This window comes from Pedobacter frigidisoli (assembly GCF_032678525.1).
Taxonomy (GTDB): Bacteria; Bacteroidota; Bacteroidia; order Sphingobacteriales; family Sphingobacteriaceae; genus Pedobacter; species Pedobacter frigidisoli_A.
In genome coordinates this window covers 903,204-929,352 of the sequence record NZ_JAVTSE010000001.1, presented here as the reverse complement: position 1 = coordinate 929,352, position 26,149 = coordinate 903,204, and the positions used below count along the sequence as shown (strand labels likewise).

Here is a 26,149-nt window from a genome sequence, read left to right as displayed (position 1 = left end):
ATGAAAAAAGCTACTTAAAAAACATTTTTTTATTTCACTTTCTGTAAAATTGATATAAAAAATACGATTGTTTTACAAAAATTAATAAAATATGCTATTTTTGACAAAAAACAAAATAGATTAATGAAAAGCTTAAGAACCATCGCATTAAAAGAGGCTCAAAACAGAATTTCACCTGAAGTTAAATCTCCTTCATCGAAAATTTCTGACTTTTTCGGCGCTAATGTATTTGATAAGAAAAAAATGAGAGATTTCTTATCTAAAGACGTATATGAAAAATTAATCTCATCTATTAACCAAGGTGAGCTGATTAATTCTGACGACGCGAACCAAATTGCTACAGCTATGAAAGCATGGGCAATGAGCGCTGGCGCCACTCACTATACGCACTGGTTCCAGCCTTTAACAGGCACTACAGCTGAAAAACATGATTCGTTTTTTGAGCCAAGTGGCGACGGTGCTATCGAAAAATTCGCAGGAAGTGCTTTAGTTCAGCAGGAGCCTGATGCATCGAGTTTCCCGAATGGTGGAATTCGTAACACTTTCGAAGCACGTGGTTATACCGCATGGGATCCATCATCTCCAGCATTCATTATGGAAAGCAAAGCAGGAAAAACACTTTGTATCCCAACTGTATTCGTTTCATACACTGGTGAGGCATTAGATTACAAAGCTCCATTGTTAAAAGCATTAGCTGCACTTGATAAAGCTGCTGTTGATGTTTGCCAGTATTTTGATAAAAGCATCACTAAAGTAAATGCTTCTTTAGGTATTGAGCAGGAATATTTCTTAGTTGATGAGTCATTATTCAATGCCCGCCCGGATTTATTATTAACCGGCCGTGCATTATTCGGACACATGTCTGCTAAAGGTCAGCAATTAGAAGATCATTATTTCGGTTCTATTCCTGAGCGTGTTTTCACGTACATGGTAGACTTCGAAAACGAAGCTCTGAAATTGGGTATTCCTTTGAAGACCCGTCACAATGAGGTTGCACCATCTCAGTTTGAGTGTGCTCCGATTTATGAAGAAATCAACTTAGCTATCGACCACAACCAATTGTTGATGGACTTGATGGAAAAAGTTGCCCGCCGTCACCATTTCCGTGTTTTATTACATGAAAAACCATATGCAGGTATCAACGGTTCAGGTAAACACAACAACTGGTCGTTAATTACTGACACTGGTAAAAACTTACTTGCTCCAGGTAAAACACCTAAAAATAACTTAATGTTCCTTGCTTTCTTTGTGAACACAATTAAAGCGGTTAGCGAGCATGCAGACTTATTACGTGCAAGTATTGCATCGGTAAGCAACGATCACCGTTTAGGTGCTAACGAGGCGCCACCAGCAATTATCTCGATCTTTTTAGGTTCACAACTGAACGATGTATTAGATGAGATTGAGCACTCACGTATCAGTAAAAAAATTAAAGAAGATAACGCACTATGGTTAGGTATCCCTAAAATCCCTCAGATTTTATTGGATAACACCGACCGTAACCGTACCTCTCCTTTCGCCTTCACAGGTAATAAATTTGAGTTAAGAGCCGTTGGTTCTTCTGCTAACTCTTCAGCACCAATGACCATTTTAAATGCGATTATGGCTGAGCAATTAACTAAATTTAAAGTTGAGGTTGATAAACTGATCAAAAAAGGTGATAAAAAAGATATCGCTTTATTAACAGTAATTAAAAAATACATCAAAGAATCTAAAGCGATCCGTTTCGAAGGAAATGGTTATAGCCAGGAGTGGGAAGATGAAGCTGCAGTACGTGGTTTATCAAACATCAAAACTACACCGAAAGCTTTAGACGCTTACTTAACAGATAAATCTGCTGAGTTATTTGCAACAACCGGTATCTATAGCGCACGCGAGATTCATGCCCGTCATGAAATCATGCTGGAGAACTTCTACAAAAAACTTCAGATCGAAGCACGTGTAATGGGTGAAGTGGCTAACACAGCAATTATCCCTGCTGCTATCGCTTACCAGAACTCATTAATTGCTAATGTTAAAGGTTTAAAAGAAATCGGTGTAGACAGCAAAGCTTCTTTAGAGATTGTTAAAAAGCTATCTGAGCATTTAGATATCGTTAAAACCAATATCGATGCGATGCTTGAAGAGCGTAAAGTAACCAACAAAATCGAGGATACCCGTGAGAAAGCAATTGCTTATGACGAGAAAGTTAAATCTTACTTCGATACCATTCGTTACCATGCTGATAAACTGGAGCAAATTGTTGATGACAGTGTTTGGCCTTTACCAAAATTCAGAGAATTGTTATTCATGAAATAAAAAACCATCAGGTTTTAAGCTTTAAGAGGCGTAAGGTGAAAACTTTACGCCTCTTTTTTTGGGTGCAGAAAACTTCTGATTTCTCCCTTCTGACTCCCGACTTTTTCCATTATCTTTGCGGCAACATGAGTGATAACAGGTACAATCAACGCGGCGTTTCTGCCTCAAAAGAAGATGTGCACAATGCCATCAAAAACATCGATAAGGGTATTTTCCCGAAAGCATTCTGCAAGATCATTCCCGACATTTTAGGCAACGACGAGAGCTACTGCAATATCATGCATGCCGATGGTGCAGGCACGAAGTCATCACTGGCTTATGTTTACTGGAAACAGACCGGAGATTTATCGGTTTGGAAAGGCATTGCACAAGATGCCATCATCATGAACATTGATGACCTGATCTGCGTGGGTGCAACCGATAATATCCTGTTATCATCTACTATCGGCCGTAACAAAAACCTGATTCCAGGTGAGGTGATTGCCGAGGTAATTAATGGTACTGAAGAAATCTTAGCCGACTTACGCGAACAGGGAATTACTATTTACTCAACAGGGGGCGAAACTGCTGATGTAGGTGACCTGGTAAGAACCATCATTGTGGATTCTACGGTTACGTGCCGCCTGAAGCGTGAAGAAGTGATTAGTAACGATAATATTAAATCTGGCGACGTGATTGTTGCTTTGGCATCATATGGTCAGGCCACCTACGAAACTGAATATAACGGCGGTATGGGTTCGAATGGTTTAACTTCGGCCCGTCATGATGTTTTTGAAAAATCGGTGGCCGAAACTTATCCTGAAAGTTTCGATCCGGCGGTTCCGTTCGACCTGGTATTTTCTGGTCGGAAACAACTAACAGAGGAAATTGAGATTGAAGGTTTCGGTAAAACTACAGTAGGGAAACTGGTACTCTCTCCTACCCGTACGTATGCACCGGTGATTAAAAAGATACTGGAAAGCTACCGCAGCCAGATCAACGGTATTGTTCACTGCAGTGGCGGCGCGCAAACCAAAGTGCTTCACTTTGTTAATGATGATATCCATGTGATTAAAAACAACCTTTTCCCTGTTCCGCCGCTGTTTAAGCTGATTCAGGAGCAATCTGGTACAGAATGGAAGGAAATGTATAAAGTATTCAATATGGGTCACCGTATGGAGTTGTATGTGCCGCAGGAGATTGCTGATAATATCATTGCCATTTCTAAAAGCTTCAACATCGATGCGCAGGTTATCGGGCATGTGGAAAGCGGAACGCAAAAGCAGGTGACTATAGAAAGTGATAAAGGTACATTTGTGTATAATTAGATCGAAAGAAATATAAATGTGAAGGTCCTGAACTTGTGTTCAGGACCTTTTTTTGTGTAAAATTTAGCGCACAATCCAACAGCGTACCATGTGACTGCCTATCTTCGGGGCATGAAGAAAATAACAACAGCAATGTCCCTAATTTGCATTGCACTCTTGTTTGGTTCGTGGGGCTTTTTCGGACATAAAACCGTGGCCACCATAGCAGAACAACACCTCAGCATAAAAGCAAAAGAGGCTGTAAAATTACTTTTGGAAAATGAAAGTATGATAGATGTGGCTTCATGGGCCGACGAAGTTCGCAACCAACCGGCTTATAAGAATACTGCTAACTGGCATTTCGTGAATCTTCCACCAGGATTAAACAAGCGAAAGTTCCGGGATAGTATTACCACCTTAAAAACCGATAATTTATTGAGTGCACTAGAGCTGAATGAACATATCATTCAGGACCCTAATGCTACAAAAGCACAAAAGGTAGTGGCGCTCAAGTTTATCATACACCTGGTGGGTGATGCTCATCAACCCATGCATGTGAGCAGAGCAGAAGACAAAGGAGGTAATACCATACAGGTGCAGTTTGACGGAAAGGGAACGAATTTACACAGCCTTTGGGACAGCCGCCTGCTCGATCATCAGGGATTAAGCATAGCAGAGTTGTCGTCGAAAGATCAGATTGGCCGGGCAAAAATCAGAAGATGGCAAAGAGCCGCACCGGTTGATTGGCTGTATGAAAGTTATCGGATCAGTAGTAAGCTATATGAGGAGATTGAGGCCAACAACAAACTCGGAGAAGATTATTATCAATCTCACATTGATATTGCAAATAAACGCATTGAAATGGGCGGCATTCGTTTGGCTGGTGTTTTGAATGAGCTTTTTGAAAATGGTGTAGTTTATAAATAGATCGAAAAAAGTTATCGGATTGACAAAAGCTTCGCAGGTATGCGAAGCTTTTTTTGCGATGTTCTGTTAAACTTATTTGACGTGTACAAAAAAGCCCCAACCGATGGTTGGGGCTTAATATATAGGAATTAAAAGCTTACAGAGCAGCTCTCAACCCAAATTCTGACAGTGCAAATGTGTATTCAGCAAGTGTTACATTCGCTGCATCCTGAGCTACAATAATGATACTTGTACCTCTTGACTGAGAAGAAGCGCCGTTGCTAACTGTGAAAAGGCCTTTGCCAATTGAACTTAAAGGGAATGTATAGGTAAGTCCCCAAACAGTGTTAGCTGAGTTACCGTAAGCGCCAATTGAAGTTACAACAGGTGCACCAGCAACCGGTGAAGCGGTAGCTGCCAACGATACGTTTGTAGCAGTGTAAAGTTGAGTCCTTACAGAACTACTTACAGCAGTTGCGCTGGTTTGTGTGTTGGTAAGATAGAAAACGGTTAGCTTAGGAATTACTTTAGAAGGAAAAAGTTTTTCTCCAACAATGTAATTTAATGTTACTACACTTGTTCCAACAGTACCTGTAGCGGAAATTGGATTACCTTTTGCTAATTCAATGGTTGTACCACCGGTACCTGAAACTTCTTTTTCAGCATTAGGGTCCTTTTTGCAAGCGCTCATTGATAATACAATAACGCTAGCTGTGACCATAATTTTTGATAATATATTTTTCATTTTAATCAATTTAAAAATTTACAGCCTTAGTTAAAATTATAACGTACACCAAACTGCATGTAATAGGTTGATGAGATGGTTTGTGAAGTACCATATGAATCTCTAACGATATCACCTTGCGTATTGGCTAACCTGAATGTAGGTTTGGTTGTGGTGCTGATTGATGAAACGTTCTGAGGAACAAGAATCGCTGAGTTGTTAGCGAAGTTGACGTTGCCCCATTTACGATTCAACAAGTTACCTACGTTGAAAATATCTACTGTAAACTGGAATGAATTTTTAGATTTTCCGTAGTTTCTGAAAACTTCCTGAGTTAATCTGAAGTCAAACTGATTTCTCCATGGCAATAATGCACCGTTACGCTCAGCATACTGACCTTTACGTTTGCTTAGGTAAGGATCATTATTGATGTAATTCATGAAGATATCACTTTGCTCCTGTGCACTATAAGCTCTTGCATAACCTGTTGTACCTGAAGGTATGTTTGTGAAAGTAATTTCGGAAGCATCACGCGGAATGTAAATCAAATCATTTGTTTGTCCATCGCGGTTGAAATCTGCACTATAGTAGTAAGAGAATCGTCCTTGTTGCTGACCTTGATAGAATAATGAGAATGATGTAGCCAAATTCTTGATATATTCTTTTCTGTAAGAAATGCTGGCAATAAAGCGGTCAGGTACTAAATTCTGAGAATAACTTAATGTTGGATTATTCGAATTAGTTGAAGTGTATGGAATAGACCATAAGTTTAATAACTGGTCACCACTACCATCACCGAAGTTACGTTGATCAGAACGGGTGTAAGCAATCATTGCAGATAAACCACCCTGGAATTGTTTTGTCAACTGAGCTGTTGCTTGCCAGTTATAACCACCTTTAGCATTTGTCATCTGAATAACGTTCAACGCAGAAGTACCAGTTGTGCTTGGAATACCTGCACTTGTGATATTTACAACCTGTCTTGAAGTTACAGAGCTTCCGTAAAACGGTCTTGTATCAGGATATCCAGCTATAGTTAAAGCAGTTGGTTCTTGTAAGTTTACGTTTTTAGCAACGGCAACATTCAGGTCCTTACCATAGATACCTTCTAAAGTAGCGACTACGCCACCAGGTAATTTAAAGTCTACAGCTAAACTTGACTTCCATGTTTGAGGGAATTTCAAATCAGGAGCCATAGCGCTGATTGTTCCAGGGATACTTGTTCCTGCAGCTGGAGCAGCAGTAGTTAAGTTTGGAGCAATGCTTGGATTAAATAATGGTGTTGAAGCACCAGAATAAACCTGAGTATATTGAAGTAAACCAGCGTCACCCGATTGAGAAACGATCCATACAAAAGGAACACGGCCAGTGAAAATACCTGAACCACCGCGAACTTGTACTGAACGGTCGCCCATTACATCCCAGTTGAAACCAAAACGAGGAGAATATGTTAATTTATTTTCTGGTAAAACACCTGTATCGATTTTTTGACCGTTGGCAAAAGTTTGAGCAGCTACTAATGGATGTGTTCTAATTTCTGAAACATTAGGATATGTTGCCTGTTCAAAACGGATACCTGCAGTTACTTTCAAACGATCCGAAATAGTAAACTCATCCTGTAAATAAGCAGAGTATTGAGCAAACTTAAAGCTTGGGAAAGCTTGCGATCCATCGGCAGTTAAAGGGTAAGTTACTGAATACTGTAATGGTCTTGCATTGTTATAAAAATCAGCATAAGAAGCAAAAGTATAGAAACCAGTACCAAAGCGTTGGAAACCATTTTTAGTTGTACTGAATTCAGCTTGCACACCTAAAGTAATGTTATGTTTACCTAGGGCCAAACTTAAATCATCACTGTAGGTATATCCTTTAACATCTCTTAAGTTACCGTAAGTAAACGGTTCGTAACCGAAAGTAGTTAATACGCTACCAGCAGATGTTCCCGATTGGGTATTGTTTAAGATATCAACCAAAGGAAAAGGAGAACTATCAGAAGTTCTTGGATCGTTTTGGTGAGAATAAGTAGCACGCAATACGTTGGTAACTTTACTACCGAAGTTGGAGTTTAACTCAGCAACTGCAGAATACAAGTTAGCCGCCTGATAATAGTTGGAGTTTGAAAAATTTAAACCAGCATTGGTATTGCTACCAGACCTATTGTTTCCGTAACCTAAATTACCAGTTACACCCGAACCAGTAACTGAAGTACTTGCTGAACTTGGTGAGGTACTTTCTACCTGATTATAACGCACACTGAAACGGTGATTGCTTGTAATGTTCCAGTCTAAACGGGCAAACATTTTTTCATTATCACTGATGTTTGAATATCCCTGGTATACACCCGGGTCATAACCATATTTAGAGATTAAGTATGATTTCAATTGATCTAAATCCGATGCAGTAGCTGGTGCAACAGTTGAGACACCACTGTTATACGGTAGTGCAGCCGTTGCAGCAATTCTGTTATTTCCAGGCTCGATAGTATGTTTTTTCTCGTAGTTAACAAAAAAGAATAATTTGTCTTTTACAATCGGACCACCTAAGCTAAAGCCATAGTTTTTCTCATCTAACTTCTGTAAAGTTGGTATCCTGTAAGTTTCACCAATTCTTTTCCCCTGTTGTTCTTCACCACGCATGGTATAGAAAGCGTTACCAGAAAAAGTGTTAGAACCCGACCGGGTTACAGCGGTAACAGAACCACCGGTAAAGCCAGACTGGCGAACATCATAAGGCGTTACATTGATGGAGATTTGCTCTAACGCGTCGATTGAAATTGGAGATCCTCCCGCGGGAATATTCTGACCAATTCCGAACTGGTTGTTAAAATTAGCTCCATCAACAGTGAAGTTGTTAGAACGGTAATTACCACCACCGATAGCAGTACCATTTGCCTGAGGTGTTAAACGGGTTAAATCGTTGACACTACGGGTAATGGTTGGTAAAGACTGGATTTGTTGTCTGGTAACTACAGTATTAGCACCGCTCTTGTTAGAGTTCATGATCGCGTTGTTACTCTGACCAACAACTTTTACCTCGGCAAGTGTAGAACTGTTATCTACTAAAGTTACGTTTTCCAAATAAGGCTCACCTAATTTCAAATAAACTTCAGTTTGTTTTTCTGGTCTGTAACCTACGAAGCTTATTTCGATGGTATAAGGACCACCGACACGCATACCACCAATTGTAAAACGTCCATCATTGTTAGTAGATACGGAGTAAACAGTTCCGGTAGGTGTGTGTGTTGCCTTAACACTGGCACCCGGTAATGCGCCTTTGGCGTCTCTAATTGTACCAGTCATTGATGAAGTGGTTACCTGTGCGTTTGCACCAAAGGTAAGACCTACTAAAGCAACAATAACGAGTACAAATCTTAAAAGTAAAGATTTCTTCATACTTTTTTTTTTAATTGTTTTTTTGTCGTTGTTTGATAATGATCGTTAGTGATTAATTACCACAAGCTGACGGTGTTTATGACCGATTCAAATTGCGCACAAATGTAATTAATAAAATTTAACAGATTTTAACATTTGCACGAAAATATTCAACAATTAACACTAACTTAACATTGGATTTCCGCCTTGTAACTCTTTATATATCAACAAAACAATGTTTTTATTAGTAAAAAAATCTATAAACTGAGATTTAGGTATAAAATCGGTTTACAAAATCCCCTTTTTATAAAATTTTTGAAATTAACGCCGATAGTCAGAAACTACGTTTAGGACGCGGACAAGAGAAATGACTTGTGAATAACTTTAATGAATTTCCATTTATGATTCATTAACAAACATTTTTTTTTAGTTTTGGGGATTGTAAGAAACTGATGTTTCTACATTGTAATGCTGATGTGTTTCATAGAAGCGAGGGTAATCTTTCCGGAGAGCCTCCTCCTGCCCAGGAGATTACTTAAATACAAAACAATTAAAAGAAATCTCTTTATATAGATATGAACTACGACGTTATTGTTTTAGGCAGCGGCCCAGGTGGTTATGTAGCTGCAATCAGAGCTTCACAATTGGGAATGAAAGTTGCCATTGTAGAGCGCGAATCATTAGGTGGTATTTGTTTAAACTGGGGTTGTATCCCAACTAAAGCGCTTTTAAAAAGCGCTCAGGTTTTTGAATATATTAACCATGCTGCTGATTACGGAATTACTACTTCGGGAGCCACTGCAGATTTTGCAGCTGTGGTAAAACGCAGTCGCGGTGTTGCCGACGGAATGAGTAAGGGCGTTCAATTTTTAATGAAGAAAAATAAGATTGACGTAGTAATGGGTACTGGTAAAGTGAAACCAGGAAACAAACTAGAAGTTAAGGGTGCTGATGGTTCTCAAAAAGAATTAACAGCGAAAAATATTATTATCGCAACAGGTGCGCGCTCGAGAGAGTTACCTAACCTGAAACAAGACGGTAAAAAAATCATTGGCTACCGTCAGGCAATGGTGCTTCCTGAGTTACCAAAAAGTATGGTAGTGGTAGGATCGGGTGCTATCGGCGTGGAGTTTGCTTATTTTTATGCCACGATGGGAACTAAGGTGACGATCGTAGAATTTATGGAGAATGTTGTTCCGGTTGAGGATGAAGATGTTTCCAAACAATTATTGCGCAGCCTGAAGAAAACCGGTATCGATGTAATGACTTCAGCATCTGTTGAAGCGGTTGACACGAGCGGTGCAGGTTGCAAAGTTTCGGTAAAAACAGCATCAGGTATGCAAACGATCGAAGCTGACATCGTCCTTTCTGCTGCTGGTATTGTGGCCAATATCGAAAACATCGGTTTGGAAGAAACAGGTATCAAAACGGAGAAAGGCAAAATTGTTACGGATGAATTTTATAATACTTCAGTAAAAGGTTATTATGCCATTGGTGATGTGGTTGGCGGACAAGCTTTAGCACACGTTGCTTCTGCGGAAGGTATTATCTGCGTAGAGAAAATTGCTGGTCAGCATGCTGAGCCATTAGATTATAACAACATCCCGGGATGTACTTACTGTACACCAGAGATTGCTTCTGTTGGTTACACTGAAAAAGCAGCTAAAGCAGCTGGTTATGAATTAAAAATTGGCAAGTTTCCATTCTCCGCATCTGGTAAAGCGAGTGCTGCCGGTGCAAAAGATGGTTTCATTAAATTAATTTTTGACGCGAAGTATGGCGAATTACTTGGTGCACACATGATTGGTGCGAATGTTACCGAGATGATTGCTGAAATTGTGGTTGCCCGTAAACTGGAAACTACCGGTCATGAGATGATTAAATCAGTACACCCTCACCCAACCATGAGTGAAGCGATTATGGAAGCTGCTGCTGACGCATACGGTGAAGTGATCCACTTATAGTCGGAATTCCTTTCGGAAATCTGATTCGTATAAATTAAAAAAGAAAACCCTTTAGATAAACTGAAGGGTTTTCTTATTTTTAATGCTTTCAGACTTGATGCCAGCTAATTGATATTAAACACCTGATACTGTATTGCCAATACCTGAATAACTGACCCTAAATACCTGTAAATGAAACTTCACACTATAAATACCGGATTATTCAAACTTGATGGTGGCGCTATGTTTGGTGTTGTACCAAAAGCCATCTGGCAACGTACGAACCCAGCCGACGCGAACAATCTTTGTACCTGGGCAATGCGGTGTCTGCTCATTGAGGATGGTGACCGTTTAACTTTAGTGGATACGGGTATCGGCAACAAGCAGGACGAAAAGTTTTTCAGTCATTATGATTTACATGGTGATGATTCGATGGAGAAATCACTGGCAGCACTGGGTTTTGGCAAAACCGATATTACAGATGTTTTTTTAACACACCTGCATTTCGACCATGTAGGTGGGGCAGTGATCCGTGAAGGGTCACAACTCACACCAACGTTTAAAAACGCGATATACTGGAGCAATGAGAAACACTGGCAATGGGCCACGGTACCCAATGCAAGGGAAAAGGCTTCATTCTTAAAAGAAAATATATTACCGATTCAGGAAAGCGGACAATTACAGTTTATTGACGAAACTGATGATATTGAGTGGCAAAAAGATATTCAAATTGGCTTTGCCTATGGGCATACAGATGCCATGATGCTTCCGAAAATCAGTTACAAAGGCCGCACTATTGTTTACATGGCGGATCTACTACCATCAGTAGGACACCTGCCCCTGCCTTATGTAATGGCATATGATATGTTTCCGTTAAAAACATTGACAGAAAAACAAGCCTTCCTCGAGGAGGCTGCCGACAACAATTATATCTTATATCTGGAGCACGATCCGGTGAATGAGTGTTGTACGGTTCAGCGGACTGAAAAAGGAATTAGGGTAGCAGAGATTTTCCGCCTGGCAGAGCTGGGGTAACCGAAACAGCAAGGCCATAAATTTATTTTCACTTTTATTTGTATTTAATCTAAATAATGTGAATTTTTGTGTCCGATGGAAAAAGCTTGTATTGATATCAATCAACTCGTTAACGTGTTCTCTAATAATCATGGTTCTGTTTATCAATCTGATAAGCTAAACTGTTTTTATATCGATTTCGGAGGTAAGTTTGCCCGTTTCAATTGCCTTTCTCTTCAAAAACTTAAGAAGACTGTTGAAAAAATTGATATCGAAGATCTTTTACTAAATACTAAAAGAGCAGATTTCGAATTAGTTACTTTCAATGGGTGTGAGCACATCTATCTGCTTAGTGCGCTTGAAATTATCGCATTAAAGGATCTTTTGCATGGCACTTTTACCATGTTTGAATTAAACCACCTGGTGAACGATTGCCTGTACAGACTGGTTTACTAAACAAACCAGCTTATTTAAGACAAGGGAAACCGAGACAAAAATCTTTCTCTTTGTATCAAACCTTACCCCCATCTTACTGCTAATCAAATAGAATCCGTATAGCGTTATATCATTTGTTTCACATGCGATTGTCGCTATTTAAAATCATTACAAATAACTTATTATCAGCAATTTAGACTAATTTCATATTGCAAATAAATTCTACAAATGAACAAATTCGGTTTACATTTGTATTGTTATTAAAGCACAGAATTATGAAAGATCTAATGCGTATCAAATGTTTAATATCACAGGATATTGAAACACTTTTAAATCAGCAAATTAAAAAAGAGGCTCACTCTTCATCACTATATTTAGCAATGGCATCATGGTGTAACCAAAACGGTTATGACTATTCGGCCGATTATTTCACCAAGCAATCTGACGAGGAGAGAATGCATCAGCTTAAATTATTCAAATATGTTTTGGATATGGGCGGTAATGCAATTTCTCCGGAAGTAACTGGTATCAAAACAGAATTCGGTGGATTCAGAGAAGTTTTCGAAGATGCACTTGAAGCTGAAATTGCCATTACTCAAAGCTTTAAAAATTTAGCATCAAGATGCCATAAAGAACAGGATTTCGTAACGATGGAATTTTTAAACTGGTTCTTGAAAGAGCAACGTGAAGAAGAGTACAAAGCGCGCAGAGCACTCGAATTATTCGAAGTGATCGGTGAAGAAGGTACTGGAAGATGGGAAATTGACAAGCATGTTAATGACATCACCTATTCTGAAGACTAGAATAACAACTAACAAAACATATATGGAAAAGCTGTTTCGAAAGAAATGGCTTTTTTTTGTTTTGAAATGAATCTATGTTAAAAAAGAAAGCTCCTATGTTTTACATAGAAGCTTCTCTTAGTTTAGGTTGTTTGGTTTATGTTGATTATGAATAAGTCTTGTAAGCTTTATAAAAAAAGCGCCGTTACCAGCGCTTTTTTTAAACCAAATATATAATAATTAACGAGCATTACAAAAGTACACATATTATTTAAATACGCAAGTGTTTTTCATAAATAAATTAAATAATTTTAATAAAAACGTAAATAATTACAAAAACAAGCTTATTAAAACCCTAAAAACATCTTGTAAATTGGATTATTATATATTTTTTAAAATAAAACTTGTATTTTTTGATATCAAAATCATACTTTAAGCAAATATTTAAGTCTTATGGTAGAAAATTTTATAAGAAATTACTTAAATCACCCCAATACTTATGATGAAATGTTTTTGAATAGTAACAACTATCGAAATCATTATTCAAACTTCATTAACAACTTCTCAAAGGAATCGCTCGAAAATCTGAACAAAAAAGAAGAACTGGCAAAAAAGTTATTCATGAGCCAGGGAATTACCTTTACCGTGTATGACAGCGGAGAAGGAATTGAGAAAATATTCCCTTTTGATATCATCCCCCGTATCATCACCTCAACGGAATGGTCGTTTATCGAAAAAGGCATCAAGCAACGGTTGCGGGCATTGAACCTTTTTTTGAAAGACGTTTACAGCAATCAGTTTATTATCAAAGATCAGATCGTTCCAATTAATGTAATCTATTCCTGTCCGCATTTTTTACGGGAAATGCACAATGTTAACGTACTTCACGACATCTATATCCATATTGCCGGTATAGACCTGATCAGAGATCACGACGGAACCTTCTATGTACTAGAAGATAACCTGCGCACGCCATCAGGCGTGAGTTATATGCTGGAAAACAGAGAAATCACTAAAAGACTTTTTCCTGATCTGATTCCGCAATGCGGGGTAAGAAGTGTAACAGAGTACCCGGCCATATTGTATAAGAACCTAATGGCGCTTTCGCCAAGAGCGGTTTCGAATCCTACAATTGTATTGTTGAGCCCGGGGATGTATAATTCTGCTTATTACGAACACACCACACTGGCCAGACTAATGGGCGTAGAACTGGTAGAAGGCCGGGATCTGGTGGTTAAAAATCAGAAAGTTTTTATGAAGACCACGACTGGCCTGCAGCAGGTTGATGTGATTTACCGCCGTGTAGACGACGATTACCTGGATCCTTTGGTATTTAATCCGAACAGTGTACTAGGCGTTGCCGGTTTAATGGGGGCCTATCGTAAAGGAAATGTGGCCATCGTAAATGCAGTAGGAAATGGGGTCGCCGATGATAAGGCCGTGTATACCTATGTTCCGGATATGATCAGGTATTACCTGAATGAGGAACCGCTGTTAAAAAATGTACCGACCTACCAGTTGAGCAATCAGGACGAGTTAAATTATGTTTTTGAGAACATTAATAAGATGGTGATCAAAAAAACAAACGGCAGTGGTGGTTATGGCATGCTCATGGGGCATTCGGCTACCGAACAGGAAACTGAAGAGTATAAACTGGAAATCCTGAAAGACCCCAGAAACTTTATCGCACAGCCAACCATCAGTTTGTCTTCTGCTCCCTGCTTCATCAATGGTAAACTGGCGCCGCGGAGGATAGATTTGCGCCCTTTTGCACTTAACGGACCGGATGGAATATCTATTGTTCCAGGCGGGTTGACAAGAGTGGCCCTGAAAGAGGGATCTCTGGTAGTGAACAGCTCACAAGGCGGAGGCAGCAAAGATACCTGGGTTTTAACTTCTTAAAATAATAATATGTTAAGTAGAGTAGCATCAAGCTTATACTGGTTAAGCAGATATGTGGAGCGCAGCGATGGCATGTTACGCATGTTGAAAATCAATTACGCCTCATCGCAGGACACCATACAGGAGTTTACCTGGAAACCGATTATCAGGATTTTCTCCTCTGATGATGAGCCCGAATTGTTAAACATTCAGCACGACAGCCGGGCCGTAATTGAATATTTGCTTTTAAATAAGGATAACCCGAATTCCATTTTAAACATCGTTACCCTGGCGAGGGAAAATGCCCGCAGCGTACAGGAACATATCCCAAAAGATTTATGGCAATGCCTGAATGAATATTACCATACGGTTAAGGACGAAAAACTGCTGTGGTATGTTCAAAAAGATGACCCCATTACCGCATTGGATATCCTGATTAAACAGGTAATGTTGTACCACGGAACGGCAGATAGCGCAATGGAACGCGGAGAAAGCAGAAGCTTCATGAAAATAGGCAAGCACCTTGAACGCAGTATACAGTCGATTGATATCCTGGATATCAAATTCAGGTTTATTACGGATAATCCTGATTTACTTACGGATATTGCTTACTGGAAACACCTGCTGCTTTCCATTGGAGGCTACGAGCTGTACCTAAAGACTTACCGCCAGGGATTTGATGCCAAGAACATCATTGAGCTGGTGATGCTGAACAACGATTTCCCCAGATCTGCACTGTACTCCATGAACAATATCGACAGGTATTTTAGCCGGTTAAAAAGTGAAAGTAATATAGAACATTATAACAATCTGTTGTTCAAAATCGGCAGGTTAAAAAGTATGATCACTTATAGCTCCGTGAATACCATGGAAGAGGAACAATTGCATCATTATCTAACAGAAATCAGATCTGAACTTTACGGCATCGGTAATTTATTAAACGAATATTATTTCGCAAATTCATAACCAGAGCCGATATCAACAAAAGCCAAACCATATGCCAGTATTCAAAATCAAACATATCACCAATTACAAATACGAATCGCCGGTTCGGGACAGCGCGAACCAGATAATTTTATTCCCGATAAAGGATGATTTCCAAAAAGTGGTGAAACATGACCTGAATATTTCCGGAAGCCCGGAAATTGAGCTGTTTATCGACTATTATGGGAATGAAGTGGGCACATTTACACAAAATGAACCCCATACCCAGCTTAAAATATTTTCAAAAGTAAGTGTGGAGACCTTTCCGAAACCCTTACCGCAAGATGATATGTTCAGCAGTGAGCAATGGAACAGTCTGGAATATCTAAAATATGAAGTTCCCTATATAGATTACCTACGCCAGGAACCTTTTGATGGCATTATCCAGCTTAAGGAAACTGCCTTAAGTATCAAAAACGGTGAAGATACTCCTTTTCAAACGGCTATAAAATATTGTGCCCACGTTTTCAGCAGCTATGAGTACATTAAGGGAATTACGGCAGTAGATACTACTATCGACGAGATTTTGAAGCTGAAAGCCGGCGTTTGTCAGGATTTTGCGCATGTACTTACTGCGATGCTGAGGCTAACCGGTATTCCTGCCCGTTATGTGAGTGGATACATTTGTCCGAACAGGGATGGCATGCGGGGTGAAGGGGCCACCCATGCCTGGGCTGAGGCGTACTTACCGGAATATGGCTGGCTGGGCCTCGACCCTACCAATAACTGCATTGCTAACGAAAACCACGTTCGCCTTGCGGTTGGAAGAAACTTTACAGACTGCTCCCCGGTTAAAGGCGTTTACAAAGGTGGTTTCGAACACATTATGGAAGTAAATGTCTCTGTTGGTTATAATGATGAAGATCTTGACAGCGACATTTATTTTCAGCCGAAAGAAGTGAACTATACCAAGCCATCGGGTTTAACAAGCACCGCGAGAGCCCAGAACAGTTACCAGCAATATATGGAAGCCATGCAGCAGCAACAACAGCAACAACAATAAGCGCTATTTAGGGAGGAATTTTCATACTGAAGGTACACCTGCAAAAAACTGAAATTTGGCGCTCATAAACTGAGCACTCGTAGCGTTTTTTTTCTAAATTTGCGGCTTATTATAAATAACAATATGATTAAGAGACAGCAAATTAAAGATTTATTAAAATCGACAGCATTTGACACCGAGGTAACGGTTATGGGATGGGTTAAGACCTTCCGTAATAATCAGTTTATTGCATTGAATGACGGATCTTGCATGAGCAATATCCAGGTTGTGGTTGATTTTAATAATTTACCTGAGGAGCTGTTAAAACGAATCACTACCGGAGCATCTATTTCTGCGACGGGTAAACTTATTGAGTCATTGGGAAAAGGTCAGACTGTGGAGGTTAAAGCGACCAGTCTGGAGATTTTAGGGGACAGTGATCCGGAGAAATTCCCTTTACAACCTAAAAAACACAGCCTGGAGTTTTTGCGTGAGATAGCTCACCTTCGTTTCCGCACCAATACTTTCAACGCGGTTTTTAAAGTTCGCCACGCGCTGGCTTTTGCCATTCATCAGTTTTACAACGAAAGAGGCTTCGTTTATATGCATACCCCGGTAATTACCGCAAGTGATGCTGAGGGTGCAGGTGAAATGTTTAAAGTCACCACTCTGGATTTTGACAACACGCCCCGGACTGAGGATGGGAAGGTTGATTTTTCACAAGACTTTTTTGCACGTGCCACGAATCTGACTGTTTCAGGTCAGCTGGAAGGCGAGCTTGCAGCAATGGCTTTCGGAAAGATTTATACTTTCGGACCGACATTCAGGGCTGAAAACTCTAATACAACCCGACACCTGGCAGAGTTCTGGATGATTGAACCAGAATTTGCTTTCGCAGACCTGGAAGATAATATGCAGCTTGCGGAAGATATGATGAAGTATGTAATCAAATTTGCTTTAGATAACTGCAAGGAAGAACTGGAGTTTTTAAATGCCCGTTTGGCTGAAGAAGATAAGCAAAAGCCGCAAAACGAGCGCAGTGAATTTGGCTTACTGGAGAAACTGGATTTCTGTTTGTCGAATGATTTTGAGCGTTTGACTTATACTGAGGCCATCAGGATTTTAAAATCATCAAAACCAAACCAGAAAAAACAATTTAAATACTTAATCGATGAGTGGGGTGCAGATCTGCAAAGTGAGCATGAGCGTTATCTTGTTGAAAAACACTTTAAAAAACCGGTAATCTTGACGGATTATCCTGCAGATATCAAATCATTCTACATGCGCCAGAATGAACCAGACGCGGAAGGCAGACAAACTGTAGCGGCTATGGATATCTTATTCCCCGGTATTGGCGAAATGATCGGCGGATCGCAAAGGGAAGAACGTTTAGAGCGTTTAACCAAGCGTATGGAAGATATGAATATTCCTCAGGACGAACTTTGGTGGTATTTAGACACACGCCGCTTCGGTACAGCACCACATGCCGGATTTGGATTAGGTTTCGAGCGTCTGGTACTTTTCGTTACCGGAATGACCAATATCAGGGATGTAATTGCGTTTCCGCGCTTCCCGAAGAACGCAGAGTTTTAAAAAAAAAGAGAGCCATTTGAAAATCAAATGGCTCTTCTCTGTTAATGACAGGTAGGTTGTGAAATGAATGTGAGTAAAATAAAGAGGAGCAAAACCTGAGTCTCACTCCCCTACCTTAAACTAAACATCAATTATCTCTATAGATAGATTTTTTTTAACTTAATTTCTTGACTTTAATGAACAGGTTGGCAATCTTTTTAACATCAGAACCTGTTAAGAATTCGTCGAAACTTTCAGCAGCCTGAGATTGAGTAGTAGCAGTACCATTGATACCTGTAATCTGAATCCCTGCCTGAGTAGTATTTTGTTCACCTGCATAAACAGCATCAACAGCTGTTACACCAGTATCATTACCAGTAGACGTATAAGCAATCCATGGTTTTAATGCACTTGCGCCCGTAACATTAGCAGCAACCATCTGGCGGATGTGGGAAGCATGACGAGCCTCTACAGAGTGAATTTGTAGTGCTGTAGTTAATACGGCATTACCTTTCAAAATTGGCGCCTGACCTTTATATGCCCTTACACCTGTATCTTCAAAAGCCAATGCTACTTTTAAAAACGTCTGATAGTTGGTATCAACATCTCCAAAGCCACCGCCAGCTGTGAAATCAAAGTCACTGTAAACATAACCATCAGCACCAGTAATTTGTAAAGCTCCTTTTAACAAGTCAACGTGTGCACGTTCGTGATCACGGATGGTTGTAATGGCCGCTCTTGGTGCACCTGTAGGAATATAGGTAGCAGTTGCTACAGACAGTGCGTGGTTATAGTAATTGTATTCCAGATATTCTAACGCCAAAGCAAAATTTAACACATCAGTTACGGTACTTGGGTTGGTTTGTCCGTAAGCTTTGTTAAACATAGATCCCATGGCAAGTGGTAAAGCAGCAAGGGAGATTTTTTTACCGATATTGTAAAAGTCTCTCATTGCTTTACGGCGAGGGTTTAATCTTTCATAGATCTCACCATCAACTTTTTCTATTTCGTCTAATATATTTAGGATATTCATGATTGTAGATTTTAAAGATTAAAGGTTAATTACGTTAATTTTCGTTTTGATGTATTTTCCGGCAATACCCAAAACCCTGTCAGGAGTTAAAGCGCCATCCAAACCACTCGCATTTACGGCACCCAGGGTAGTCATGCTCGCTAAATCTGCAAAAGATCCGTTCGAAATAATATCTCTTACATAAGCAGCGTGACGTGCTTCAACTGAAACGATCTTTCCTGCTAATACCAGATAATCTGTACTCTTAATTCTAACTCCTGCCCCATTGTAAGCTGCAACGCCCAAATCTTCAAAAGCCATTGCGGCACCTAAAACACTTGTTGCACTGGTAAAATCGATAGAAGAAAAATCTACTTCTAAACTTCCGATAGCAGCTGTGCTTAACGCATTTTTAAAGAATTCGCGGTGAGCAATTTCATGAAACTGTATATCCTGGAAATAAGCTTTTTGAGCGGTAGTAAAAGTTGATGGTGGAGCAGAAGCTACTTTTACATAGAATGCAGCCTCAAGCTGTTCTAATGCATAGGCATAGTTTAAAACCCCGAAATCATCTTTAAAATCTAAAGTAGCGCCAGTTGAGATATCGCCAAAGTTGCGGTCTTTTCTACATCCTGCTGCTACCAGGGCGAGAGCTGCTGCACTTGCACCTGCATATTGCAGAAACGATCTCCTGCCAACTGCACTGTTTAACAAACTTTCATCAAGTTTATTTTTGGTTTCTAGTTCATTGTTTTTCATAATGAGAATTTTTAGGTATTTTGATTTCGTTTGATGATACATACGTGACAATTTTAATACTGGATTTTTGGATTCGCATTTTTTTTTGTGGGGCTATTTTAATACATTCACCAACACAACACCATGAACACATTAAAAGCCATTATTGTTGACGATGAGGAGTTTGCCAGATCTTCACTATTTTTTCTTCTGCAGCAGAACTGTCCGGATGTAGAAATTACCGGAATTGCACGGTCTGTACAGGAGGCGAAAGAAATCTTATTCAACCACTCTATCGACCTGATTTTCTTAGACATAGCTATGCCTGGCGGTAACGGTTTCGACTTAATTCCTGATGCACAAAAACACAAAGCAGCAGTCATTTTTACAACGGCTTATGACCAGTATGCACTGAAAGCAATCAAGGCAAATGCGCTGGATTATTTATTGAAACCGATTGATATTGATGAACTGAAAATAGCGGTTGAAAAAGTCACCCAACACCTGAGATTATTTCATAATCAGAACGAAAATGATGAGCGGATAAGCAATCTGGCCAGTAGTTTGAGTGCTAAATCAGAGATCAGAAAGCTGACGCTGCCTTACGGACAGGGCTTTAAAATGATTGATGTTGATGAAATTATTTACATTGAGGCAGACAGCAATTACTCTGTTGTACACCTGATTAATCAGGAGAAGATAACAGTTTCAAAAGTGCTGAGGGAATTTGAGGAGTTACTTCCGAACGATCAGTTCGCACGGATTCACAAGTCAAGCATTATAAATCTCAACCATCTGAAAGAATACAATTCAAAAAACGGACTCCAGGTTTTCTTAAAGAACGGCGAGAGCATTAATATTTCCCGAAGGCGCGCAAGCGATTTTTTTGAAAAAATAAAGTCATTTACCAAAGTGAGCAGTGATCATTAAAAAAATAAAAATCGGTACTGAAGGCAATCGGATCTCAACACGCATTGCGGCGCTTATATTTGCATTTTCACTCACTGCCGCTATTTTTTTTAGCTATTCGTCTGCCTTTGCTCAAACCACCTACCTTCCACACTATACATCGAAAAACGGACTTGCGAGCAATAATTGTTATTATATTCTGCAAGATGCCAAAGGTTTTATATGGATATCTACGGATAATGGACTGAGCCGTTTTGACGGCACAAATTTTCAAAATTTCACGATTGAGGACGGCCTGCCTGATACACAGATTTTACGAATGGCTGAAGACAAAAACGGGCGTATCTGGTCTTTTGCCTTAAACGGACAGTTGAGCTATTTGCAGGATGGGAAATTCTACAATCAGGATAACGATGCGCTCTTAAAAAAACTGAGCTTAAATACAGTCATTGTATCTTTCATTATCGACAAAAAAGGAAGGATCTGGTTGGGCACCAATTCAAATCTGATTGTATGCTGGGATGGAAAAATGATCAAAAAGTATATTTCCCCTAACCATGAAGATAAGTTTACCAATGCCTTTATCCACGAAGATGAACAGGGAAATATATATGCCTTCAGTGACCAGAGCGTTCAGAAATTTAACGGCAAAACTTTTAACGTCATCAAATCAGATGTTCAGCCCATTTCATATCTGGCGGCCAATACACAGCCTAACCATTCGCTATCCTATATTGACCAAAAAGGTTTTAAGTTATTTAAAAACGGGAAGATAGCGTCAATGATTTCTATTCCACAGAACCTGATCAAAAACATGTCTGGTTACTTTTACTATAACCAAAGTTCGGGTGAAGTTTGGCTGGCAAATGCGAACGGCGCCTTTGCGTTAGATAAAAGCGGAAAAACTGTTCAATATCTTCAGGACATATCCGTAAATCAGGTTGTTAAAGACAATAACCAAAACATGTGGTTCGCTACTAACATAGGGATATTCATGCTTCCGAATGTTAATAACAGACTATCGATCATCGACGCGGAATCTGGTTTAAGCAGTAACGTGATCAAGAGTATAACCAAAGATGGCAAAAACAGACTATGGCTTGGAACGGACGACGCTGTTATTGATATCTTAAACATCAGCAATTATCAGGTAGAGGAATATGGGCTGGATGATTTCAAAAAATACAAAACGATTAAACAGATTAATTTTGATAAGAAAAATCAATCGGTTTACTTTTCATCGGATTATGGGATGGGGGTTTTCAAAAATATCTACCAATCGACGACTGATGTCAGCTATTTAAAAGAATCAAATGACCTGATGTTTGTGATCAAACATTTTAGCCTTGATGATAATAACAGCCATCTGGCACTCGCCTTATCATCGGGTGTGGTATTTTTATCTGACAGGATTAATAATTTTGAATTTAATTCGTTCAAATACAAGGAGAAAGAAGATTTTTTCAAAGACCGGTCATACCATGTGTTTTACGACAGATCGGGCAGTTTATGGTTTTCAAATGTGAGTGGTTTATCTCAGTTTATTGCCGGAAAACTCATCAAACATTTTGAAAAACATCCGCTTCTTACCAAGCGGATTAACGATATCCAGCAACTGGCAGACGGGACTTTGATTCTTGCAACTGACGGTTACGGATTAATTTTTTACAAAGGTGATCAGATTGTTAAACAAGTAACGCAGAAAGATGGCCTTACCAACAATATCTGCACAAAAATCTTTGTGAAAAACGATGAGATATGGGTGCTTACCAACAAAGGGGTAAATAAAATTGCTGACTATCCCAATAATATAAGTGTTGCGAATTTTGATTATGGCAAAGATTTGCTGGGCGATGATATTAATAACCTGTTTATTGACGACAGCACAGCTTATTTTGCCACAAATAAGGGATTGATACTATTTAAATACAACAATATCAATATCAGTAAGAATCTGCCGAAAGTATATGTTACGTCGATCATTAAGGATAATGAGCGACTACCCGTAAATAAAGGTAATTTCACTTTCGAAACTGGTAACAACACCATACTGTTTACTTTTAGTGCCGTTGATTTTACTACCGGCGACATTACCTATCGTTACCGGTTGAATGAGCGTTCGGCCTGGGTGGAAACCAGAACCCGCAGGCTTGACTTTTCTTCGCTACAATCCGGAGATTATGTTTTTGAAGTATGCGCGAAGAGCCAGAATGGAAACTGGGGGCCCTCAGCCAAAATCACTTTCACTATTAAAAAACATTTCTGGCAAAGCTTGTGGTTTCTATCCATGTTAATTTTGTTGGTTGCTTACATTTTCTATAAAGTTGCCGTAAACATTACCCGTAAGCAGAAAGATAAAGAGCAGGAGCAGCTACTGGTTAAAAATAAGGTGTTAATGTTGGAGCAACAGGCATTGCAGGCCATGATGAACCCTCATTTTGTGTTCAACGTAATGAATTCGATTCAGCATTATATCAATACGCAAAATACAGCTTCTGCTAACCGGGTATTGACAGGCTTCGCAAGATTGATCAGGAAGAATCTGGAGATCTGTACAAAAAGCTATATTTCACTGGAGGAAGAGATAGAATACCTGAACCTGTATTTAAAGCTGGAGAAAAACCGTTTTGGCGAAAAACTGCAATATACTTTTGACATTGAGGAAGATATCGACAGGGAAGAAACCTTTATTCCATCCATGTTGCTGCAGCCTTATGTTGAAAATGCGATATGGCATGGCATTATGCCCAAAGAGACAGGCGGTAACATTTTAATCAGGATAAGGCTCAAGAATGAACATTACCTAAACATCGAAATTATCGACGATGGTATTGGGATAGAGAATTCATTGCAAAATAAAAAAGAAAAACACATCAGCAAAGGGATGCAACTTACAAAAGAGCGTTTGAATCTTTTAGGACAGATTGGAGCAAAACCTATACACCTCAATGTGAGGCAGAATGATGAAAATGGCACAACGGTATCGATATCTATCCCGCTGAAATAGCTTTTTTACCGTTTACTCAATTATTGATACCACTTACTAAATAGAAGTTACACTGCGCCCTGTTTAGCCTTAAACTTGTGTTAGAAATAAACGATAGTGTTTATCAAAACGTTCTTATAGAATTGATATAGATATTTAATAACCTAACCTAAAACTATATCTTAATTCAGGTTTCATTTGTGTGTTGAAAGCGGTCTTGTTTTTTAAAGCGAGACCGCTTTTTTTATGTCAAAAATTTTAATTTTGTGTATGCCACAGCCCAATCTTACGCAACATATTGAAGCATTGATCTTCTCATCTGTTCAAAGTATTAGTGTCCAGGAAATTATTTTAGCCCTAAATGCCGTATTTGATGAAGAACACATTGAAACACAGATTTTTGAAAGTTTAGATGCGATAAAAGAAAAGTACAGTGCTGTTCATTTTGCGATAGAACTGGTGAATTTGAACAAAGGCTATCAGTTTTTGACCAAGAAAGAATACCATGAAACAGTTAATCAGTTGCAGCTGCACCGCTCAAAGAAAAAGCTAAGTCAGGCCGCTATGGAAACACTGGCTATAATTGCTTACCGACAGCCCATCACGAAACTGGAAATAGAGCAAATCAGAGGGGTAAATTCAGATTATTCCGTTCAGCGTTTACTGGAAAAAGAGCTGATTAGTATTGACGGAAAAGCGGAAACGCCAGGCCGTCCGATTTTATATAGCACCAGTACCCTTTTCATGGATTACTTTAGTTTAAACCACTTAAACCAGCTTCCGCAGCTAAAGGATATTGCCAGAGAAGAGAATACAGTAGGCGAAAATATGGAGTAGAATATTTTAATTTATTTGGTCTCAACCTGTTATTAAAAAAAGTTTTTTTGTATTTTTAAACTATAAAAGCAATTTTTATTTTTGTGTTATGAAAGCGCCAAAGAAACTCCCTACTAAGCCGACTACCAAAAAACAGGTAGATGAAGATGATGATCTTGAAGATGACGATGTTCAAACTACGAAAACGAAATCTCAGGATGAAGACGAAGATGATTTTGATATGCCATTAGATGACCTTGACAATTTCGATAATTTTGATGATGACGATGACGATTACTAGTCGATAAAAAACTATATATTTGGAAAAGCATCCTACCTTTTGGCAGGATGCTTTTTACTTTAAAACGTGCCCATGCAAATTATATCGGTAAGCAACACTTCGCTAGAGAAAGATTTCTTAAAAGTTCCAAAAATCCTTTATAAAAATGATAAAAACTGGATTTGCCCGCTAGACAGTGAGGTAGAAAATGTTTTCAACCCCGATAAGAACAACTTTTTTAACCATGGTAAATGTACACGATGGGTTTTAAAGGATAACGCTGGAAACCTGATCGGCAGGGTGGCTGCTTTTATCAATGAGAAAAAAGCGTTTAATTACGAACAGCCTACCGGAGGTATTGGTTTTTTTGAATGCATAGACGATGAAAAGGCTGCCTTTCTTCTGTTTGATAGCGCAAAAGAATGGCTGATTGAAAACGGCATGAAAGCGATGGATGGTCCGATTAATTTCGGGGAAAACGATTCATTCTGGGGATTGCTGGTAGAGGGCTTTACCCCTCCGTCATTCGGAATGAATTATAACTTCCCCTACTATCAAAAGTTCTTTGATGCTTATGGGTTTATTACCGAATATGAACAGCTGACCAATCACATTAATTTAACCATTCCATTTCCGGAGCGCTTTACGAAAATTGCGAACTGGGTAAGGAATAAACCTGGCTATACCTTCGAGTACTTCAGCAAAGCAAATTCAGAAAAATACATCAACGATTTGATGGAAATCTACAACGATGGATGGCAGGATTTTGAAAACTTTGTTCCGATAAAGAAAGAAACCTTACAGGAAAGTTTTAAAAGTATGGAACCCATTATGGATGAGCATTTGATTCAATTTGCTTATTTTAACGGGGAACCAGCTTCTTTTGTGGTTTTGATACCGGATGCTAACCAGATGATTAAAGGTTTTGATGGTAAACTAGGGTTGATTGAAAAACTAAAGTTTGCTTACAGAAGGTGGGTTGGCGTTACGCGCATGCGGGCAATTGTGATGGGAACTAAGCCTAAATTTCAAAAACACGGATTGGAATCTGTTTTGTTTATCAGACTTGGCGAGTATGTACTCCCTAAAAACCAATACAAGGAACTGGAGTTGAGTTGGGTAGGCGATTTTAACGAACAGATGATTGCGATACACAAGGCTACGGGTGCTACTTTCGGAAAAAAGCATTTGACGATGAGAAAGGTGTTTTAGAATAAGGGGCGCTGTGTG

General features: G+C 39.3%; 20 protein-coding genes. 16 read left to right on the top strand and 4 right to left on the bottom strand.

The features are described from left to right. The first annotated feature begins 123 nt into the window (after window positions 1-123). The 3 genes from R2Q80_RS03915 to R2Q80_RS03905 all read left to right on the top strand — a co-directional run bounded on the left by R2Q80_RS03915 (window position 124) and on the right by R2Q80_RS03905 (window position 4,511). The gene (locus tag R2Q80_RS03915; protein ID WP_316798329.1) at window positions 124-2,298 is read left to right on the top strand and encodes a glutamine synthetase III; all 2,175 of its coding nucleotides are present in this window, start codon (window positions 124-126) and stop codon (window positions 2,296-2,298) included. A 125-nt stretch (window positions 2,299-2,423) separates the two neighbouring features. Beyond that, on the top strand, window positions 2,424-3,605 hold the full coding sequence (locus tag R2Q80_RS03910; RefSeq protein ID WP_316798529.1) for an AIR synthase related protein: 1,182 nt from the start codon (window positions 2,424-2,426) through the stop codon (window positions 3,603-3,605). 111 nt (window positions 3,606-3,716) lie between these two features. After that, window positions 3,717-4,511 carry a S1/P1 nuclease gene (locus R2Q80_RS03905; protein ID WP_316798328.1) on the top strand — a complete coding sequence of 265 codons (795 nt, stop codon included), beginning with the start codon at window positions 3,717-3,719 and terminating at the stop codon, window positions 4,509-4,511. Window positions 4,512-4,647: 136 nt separating this feature from the next. On the opposite strand, the gene R2Q80_RS03900 is transcribed toward R2Q80_RS03905, so the two are convergent. Both R2Q80_RS03900 and R2Q80_RS03895 read right to left on the bottom strand, forming a co-directional pair. Then, a complete protein-coding gene (locus R2Q80_RS03900; protein ID WP_316798327.1) occupies window positions 4,648-5,235 on the bottom strand; it encodes a hypothetical protein in 588 nt (195 codons plus the stop codon). Window positions 5,236-5,261: 26 nt separating this feature from the next. Beyond that, on the bottom strand, window positions 5,262-8,606 hold the full coding sequence (locus R2Q80_RS03895) for a TonB-dependent receptor (protein WP_316798326.1): 3,345 nt from the start codon (window positions 8,604-8,606) through the stop codon (window positions 5,262-5,264). Window positions 8,607-9,160: 554 nt separating this feature from the next. On the opposite strand from R2Q80_RS03895, the gene lpdA reads away from it, so the two are divergent. The 8 genes from lpdA (at window position 9,161) to asnS (ending at window position 18,199) form a co-directional block, all read left to right on the top strand. After that, the gene (gene lpdA, locus R2Q80_RS03890; protein ID WP_047797342.1) at window positions 9,161-10,549 is read left to right on the top strand and encodes a dihydrolipoyl dehydrogenase; all 1,389 of its coding nucleotides are present in this window, start codon (window positions 9,161-9,163) and stop codon (window positions 10,547-10,549) included. Between the two features lie 171 nt (window positions 10,550-10,720). Then, window positions 10,721-11,563, top strand: coding sequence for an MBL fold metallo-hydrolase (locus R2Q80_RS03885; RefSeq protein ID WP_316798325.1), 843 nt, complete (start codon window positions 10,721-10,723; stop codon window positions 11,561-11,563). A gap of 75 nt (window positions 11,564-11,638) precedes the next feature. Then, the gene (locus R2Q80_RS03880; RefSeq protein WP_316798324.1) at window positions 11,639-11,998 is read left to right on the top strand and encodes a hypothetical protein; all 360 of its coding nucleotides are present in this window, start codon (window positions 11,639-11,641) and stop codon (window positions 11,996-11,998) included. A 254-nt stretch (window positions 11,999-12,252) separates the two neighbouring features. After that, window positions 12,253-12,780, top strand: a complete 528-nt coding sequence (locus tag R2Q80_RS03875; RefSeq protein ID WP_047797345.1) for a ferritin — start codon at window positions 12,253-12,255, stop codon at window positions 12,778-12,780. Between the two features lie 432 nt (window positions 12,781-13,212). After that, window positions 13,213-14,661 (top strand): circularly permuted type 2 ATP-grasp protein, encoded by a 1,449-nt coding sequence (locus R2Q80_RS03870; protein ID WP_316798323.1) that lies wholly within the window; start codon window positions 13,213-13,215, stop codon window positions 14,659-14,661. Between the two features lie 9 nt (window positions 14,662-14,670). Then, on the top strand, window positions 14,671-15,606 hold the full coding sequence (locus R2Q80_RS03865) for an alpha-E domain-containing protein (RefSeq protein ID WP_316798322.1): 936 nt from the start codon (window positions 14,671-14,673) through the stop codon (window positions 15,604-15,606). 31 nt (window positions 15,607-15,637) lie between these two features. Beyond that, complete coding sequence (locus R2Q80_RS03860) at window positions 15,638-16,627, top strand: transglutaminase family protein (RefSeq protein WP_316798321.1); 990 nt, start codon at window positions 15,638-15,640, stop codon at window positions 16,625-16,627. A 123-nt stretch (window positions 16,628-16,750) separates the two neighbouring features. After that, entirely contained in the window at window positions 16,751-18,199 is a 1,449-nt protein-coding gene (asnS, locus tag R2Q80_RS03855) for an asparagine--tRNA ligase (protein WP_316798320.1), read from the top strand. A gap of 154 nt (window positions 18,200-18,353) precedes the next feature. Here asnS and R2Q80_RS03850 read toward each other — a convergent pair whose 3' ends face one another. Together R2Q80_RS03850 and R2Q80_RS03845 are read right to left on the bottom strand one after the other, a co-directional pair. Next, window positions 18,354-19,211 (bottom strand): ferritin-like domain-containing protein, encoded by an 858-nt coding sequence (locus tag R2Q80_RS03850; protein WP_316798319.1) that lies wholly within the window; start codon window positions 19,209-19,211, stop codon window positions 18,354-18,356. 18 nt (window positions 19,212-19,229) lie between these two features. Next, a complete protein-coding gene (locus R2Q80_RS03845; RefSeq protein ID WP_316798318.1) occupies window positions 19,230-19,949 on the bottom strand; it encodes a ferritin-like domain-containing protein in 720 nt (239 codons plus the stop codon). A gap of 123 nt (window positions 19,950-20,072) precedes the next feature. Between R2Q80_RS03845 and R2Q80_RS03840 the strand changes: the two genes are divergently transcribed. The 5 genes from R2Q80_RS03840 to R2Q80_RS03820 all read left to right on the top strand — a co-directional run bounded on the left by R2Q80_RS03840 (window position 20,073) and on the right by R2Q80_RS03820 (window position 26,131). Continuing rightward, window positions 20,073-20,858 (top strand): LytTR family DNA-binding domain-containing protein, encoded by a 786-nt coding sequence (locus tag R2Q80_RS03840; protein ID WP_316798317.1) that lies wholly within the window; start codon window positions 20,073-20,075, stop codon window positions 20,856-20,858. Then, window positions 20,848-23,844 carry a two-component regulator propeller domain-containing protein gene (locus tag R2Q80_RS03835; protein WP_316798316.1) on the top strand — a complete coding sequence of 999 codons (2,997 nt, stop codon included), beginning with the start codon at window positions 20,848-20,850 and terminating at the stop codon, window positions 23,842-23,844. Before R2Q80_RS03840 ends, R2Q80_RS03835 begins: the two co-directional genes overlap by 11 nt. 249 nt (window positions 23,845-24,093) lie before the next feature. Beyond that, entirely contained in the window at window positions 24,094-24,660 is a 567-nt protein-coding gene (scpB, locus tag R2Q80_RS03830) for an SMC-Scp complex subunit ScpB (RefSeq protein ID WP_316798315.1), read from the top strand. An 88-nt stretch (window positions 24,661-24,748) separates the two neighbouring features. Beyond that, window positions 24,749-24,940, top strand: coding sequence for a hypothetical protein (locus tag R2Q80_RS03825; RefSeq protein WP_047797352.1), 192 nt, complete (start codon window positions 24,749-24,751; stop codon window positions 24,938-24,940). A gap of 72 nt (window positions 24,941-25,012) precedes the next feature. Beyond that, on the top strand, window positions 25,013-26,131 hold the full coding sequence (locus R2Q80_RS03820; RefSeq protein WP_316798314.1) for a GNAT family N-acetyltransferase: 1,119 nt from the start codon (window positions 25,013-25,015) through the stop codon (window positions 26,129-26,131). Window positions 26,132-26,149 lie beyond the last annotated feature (18 nt).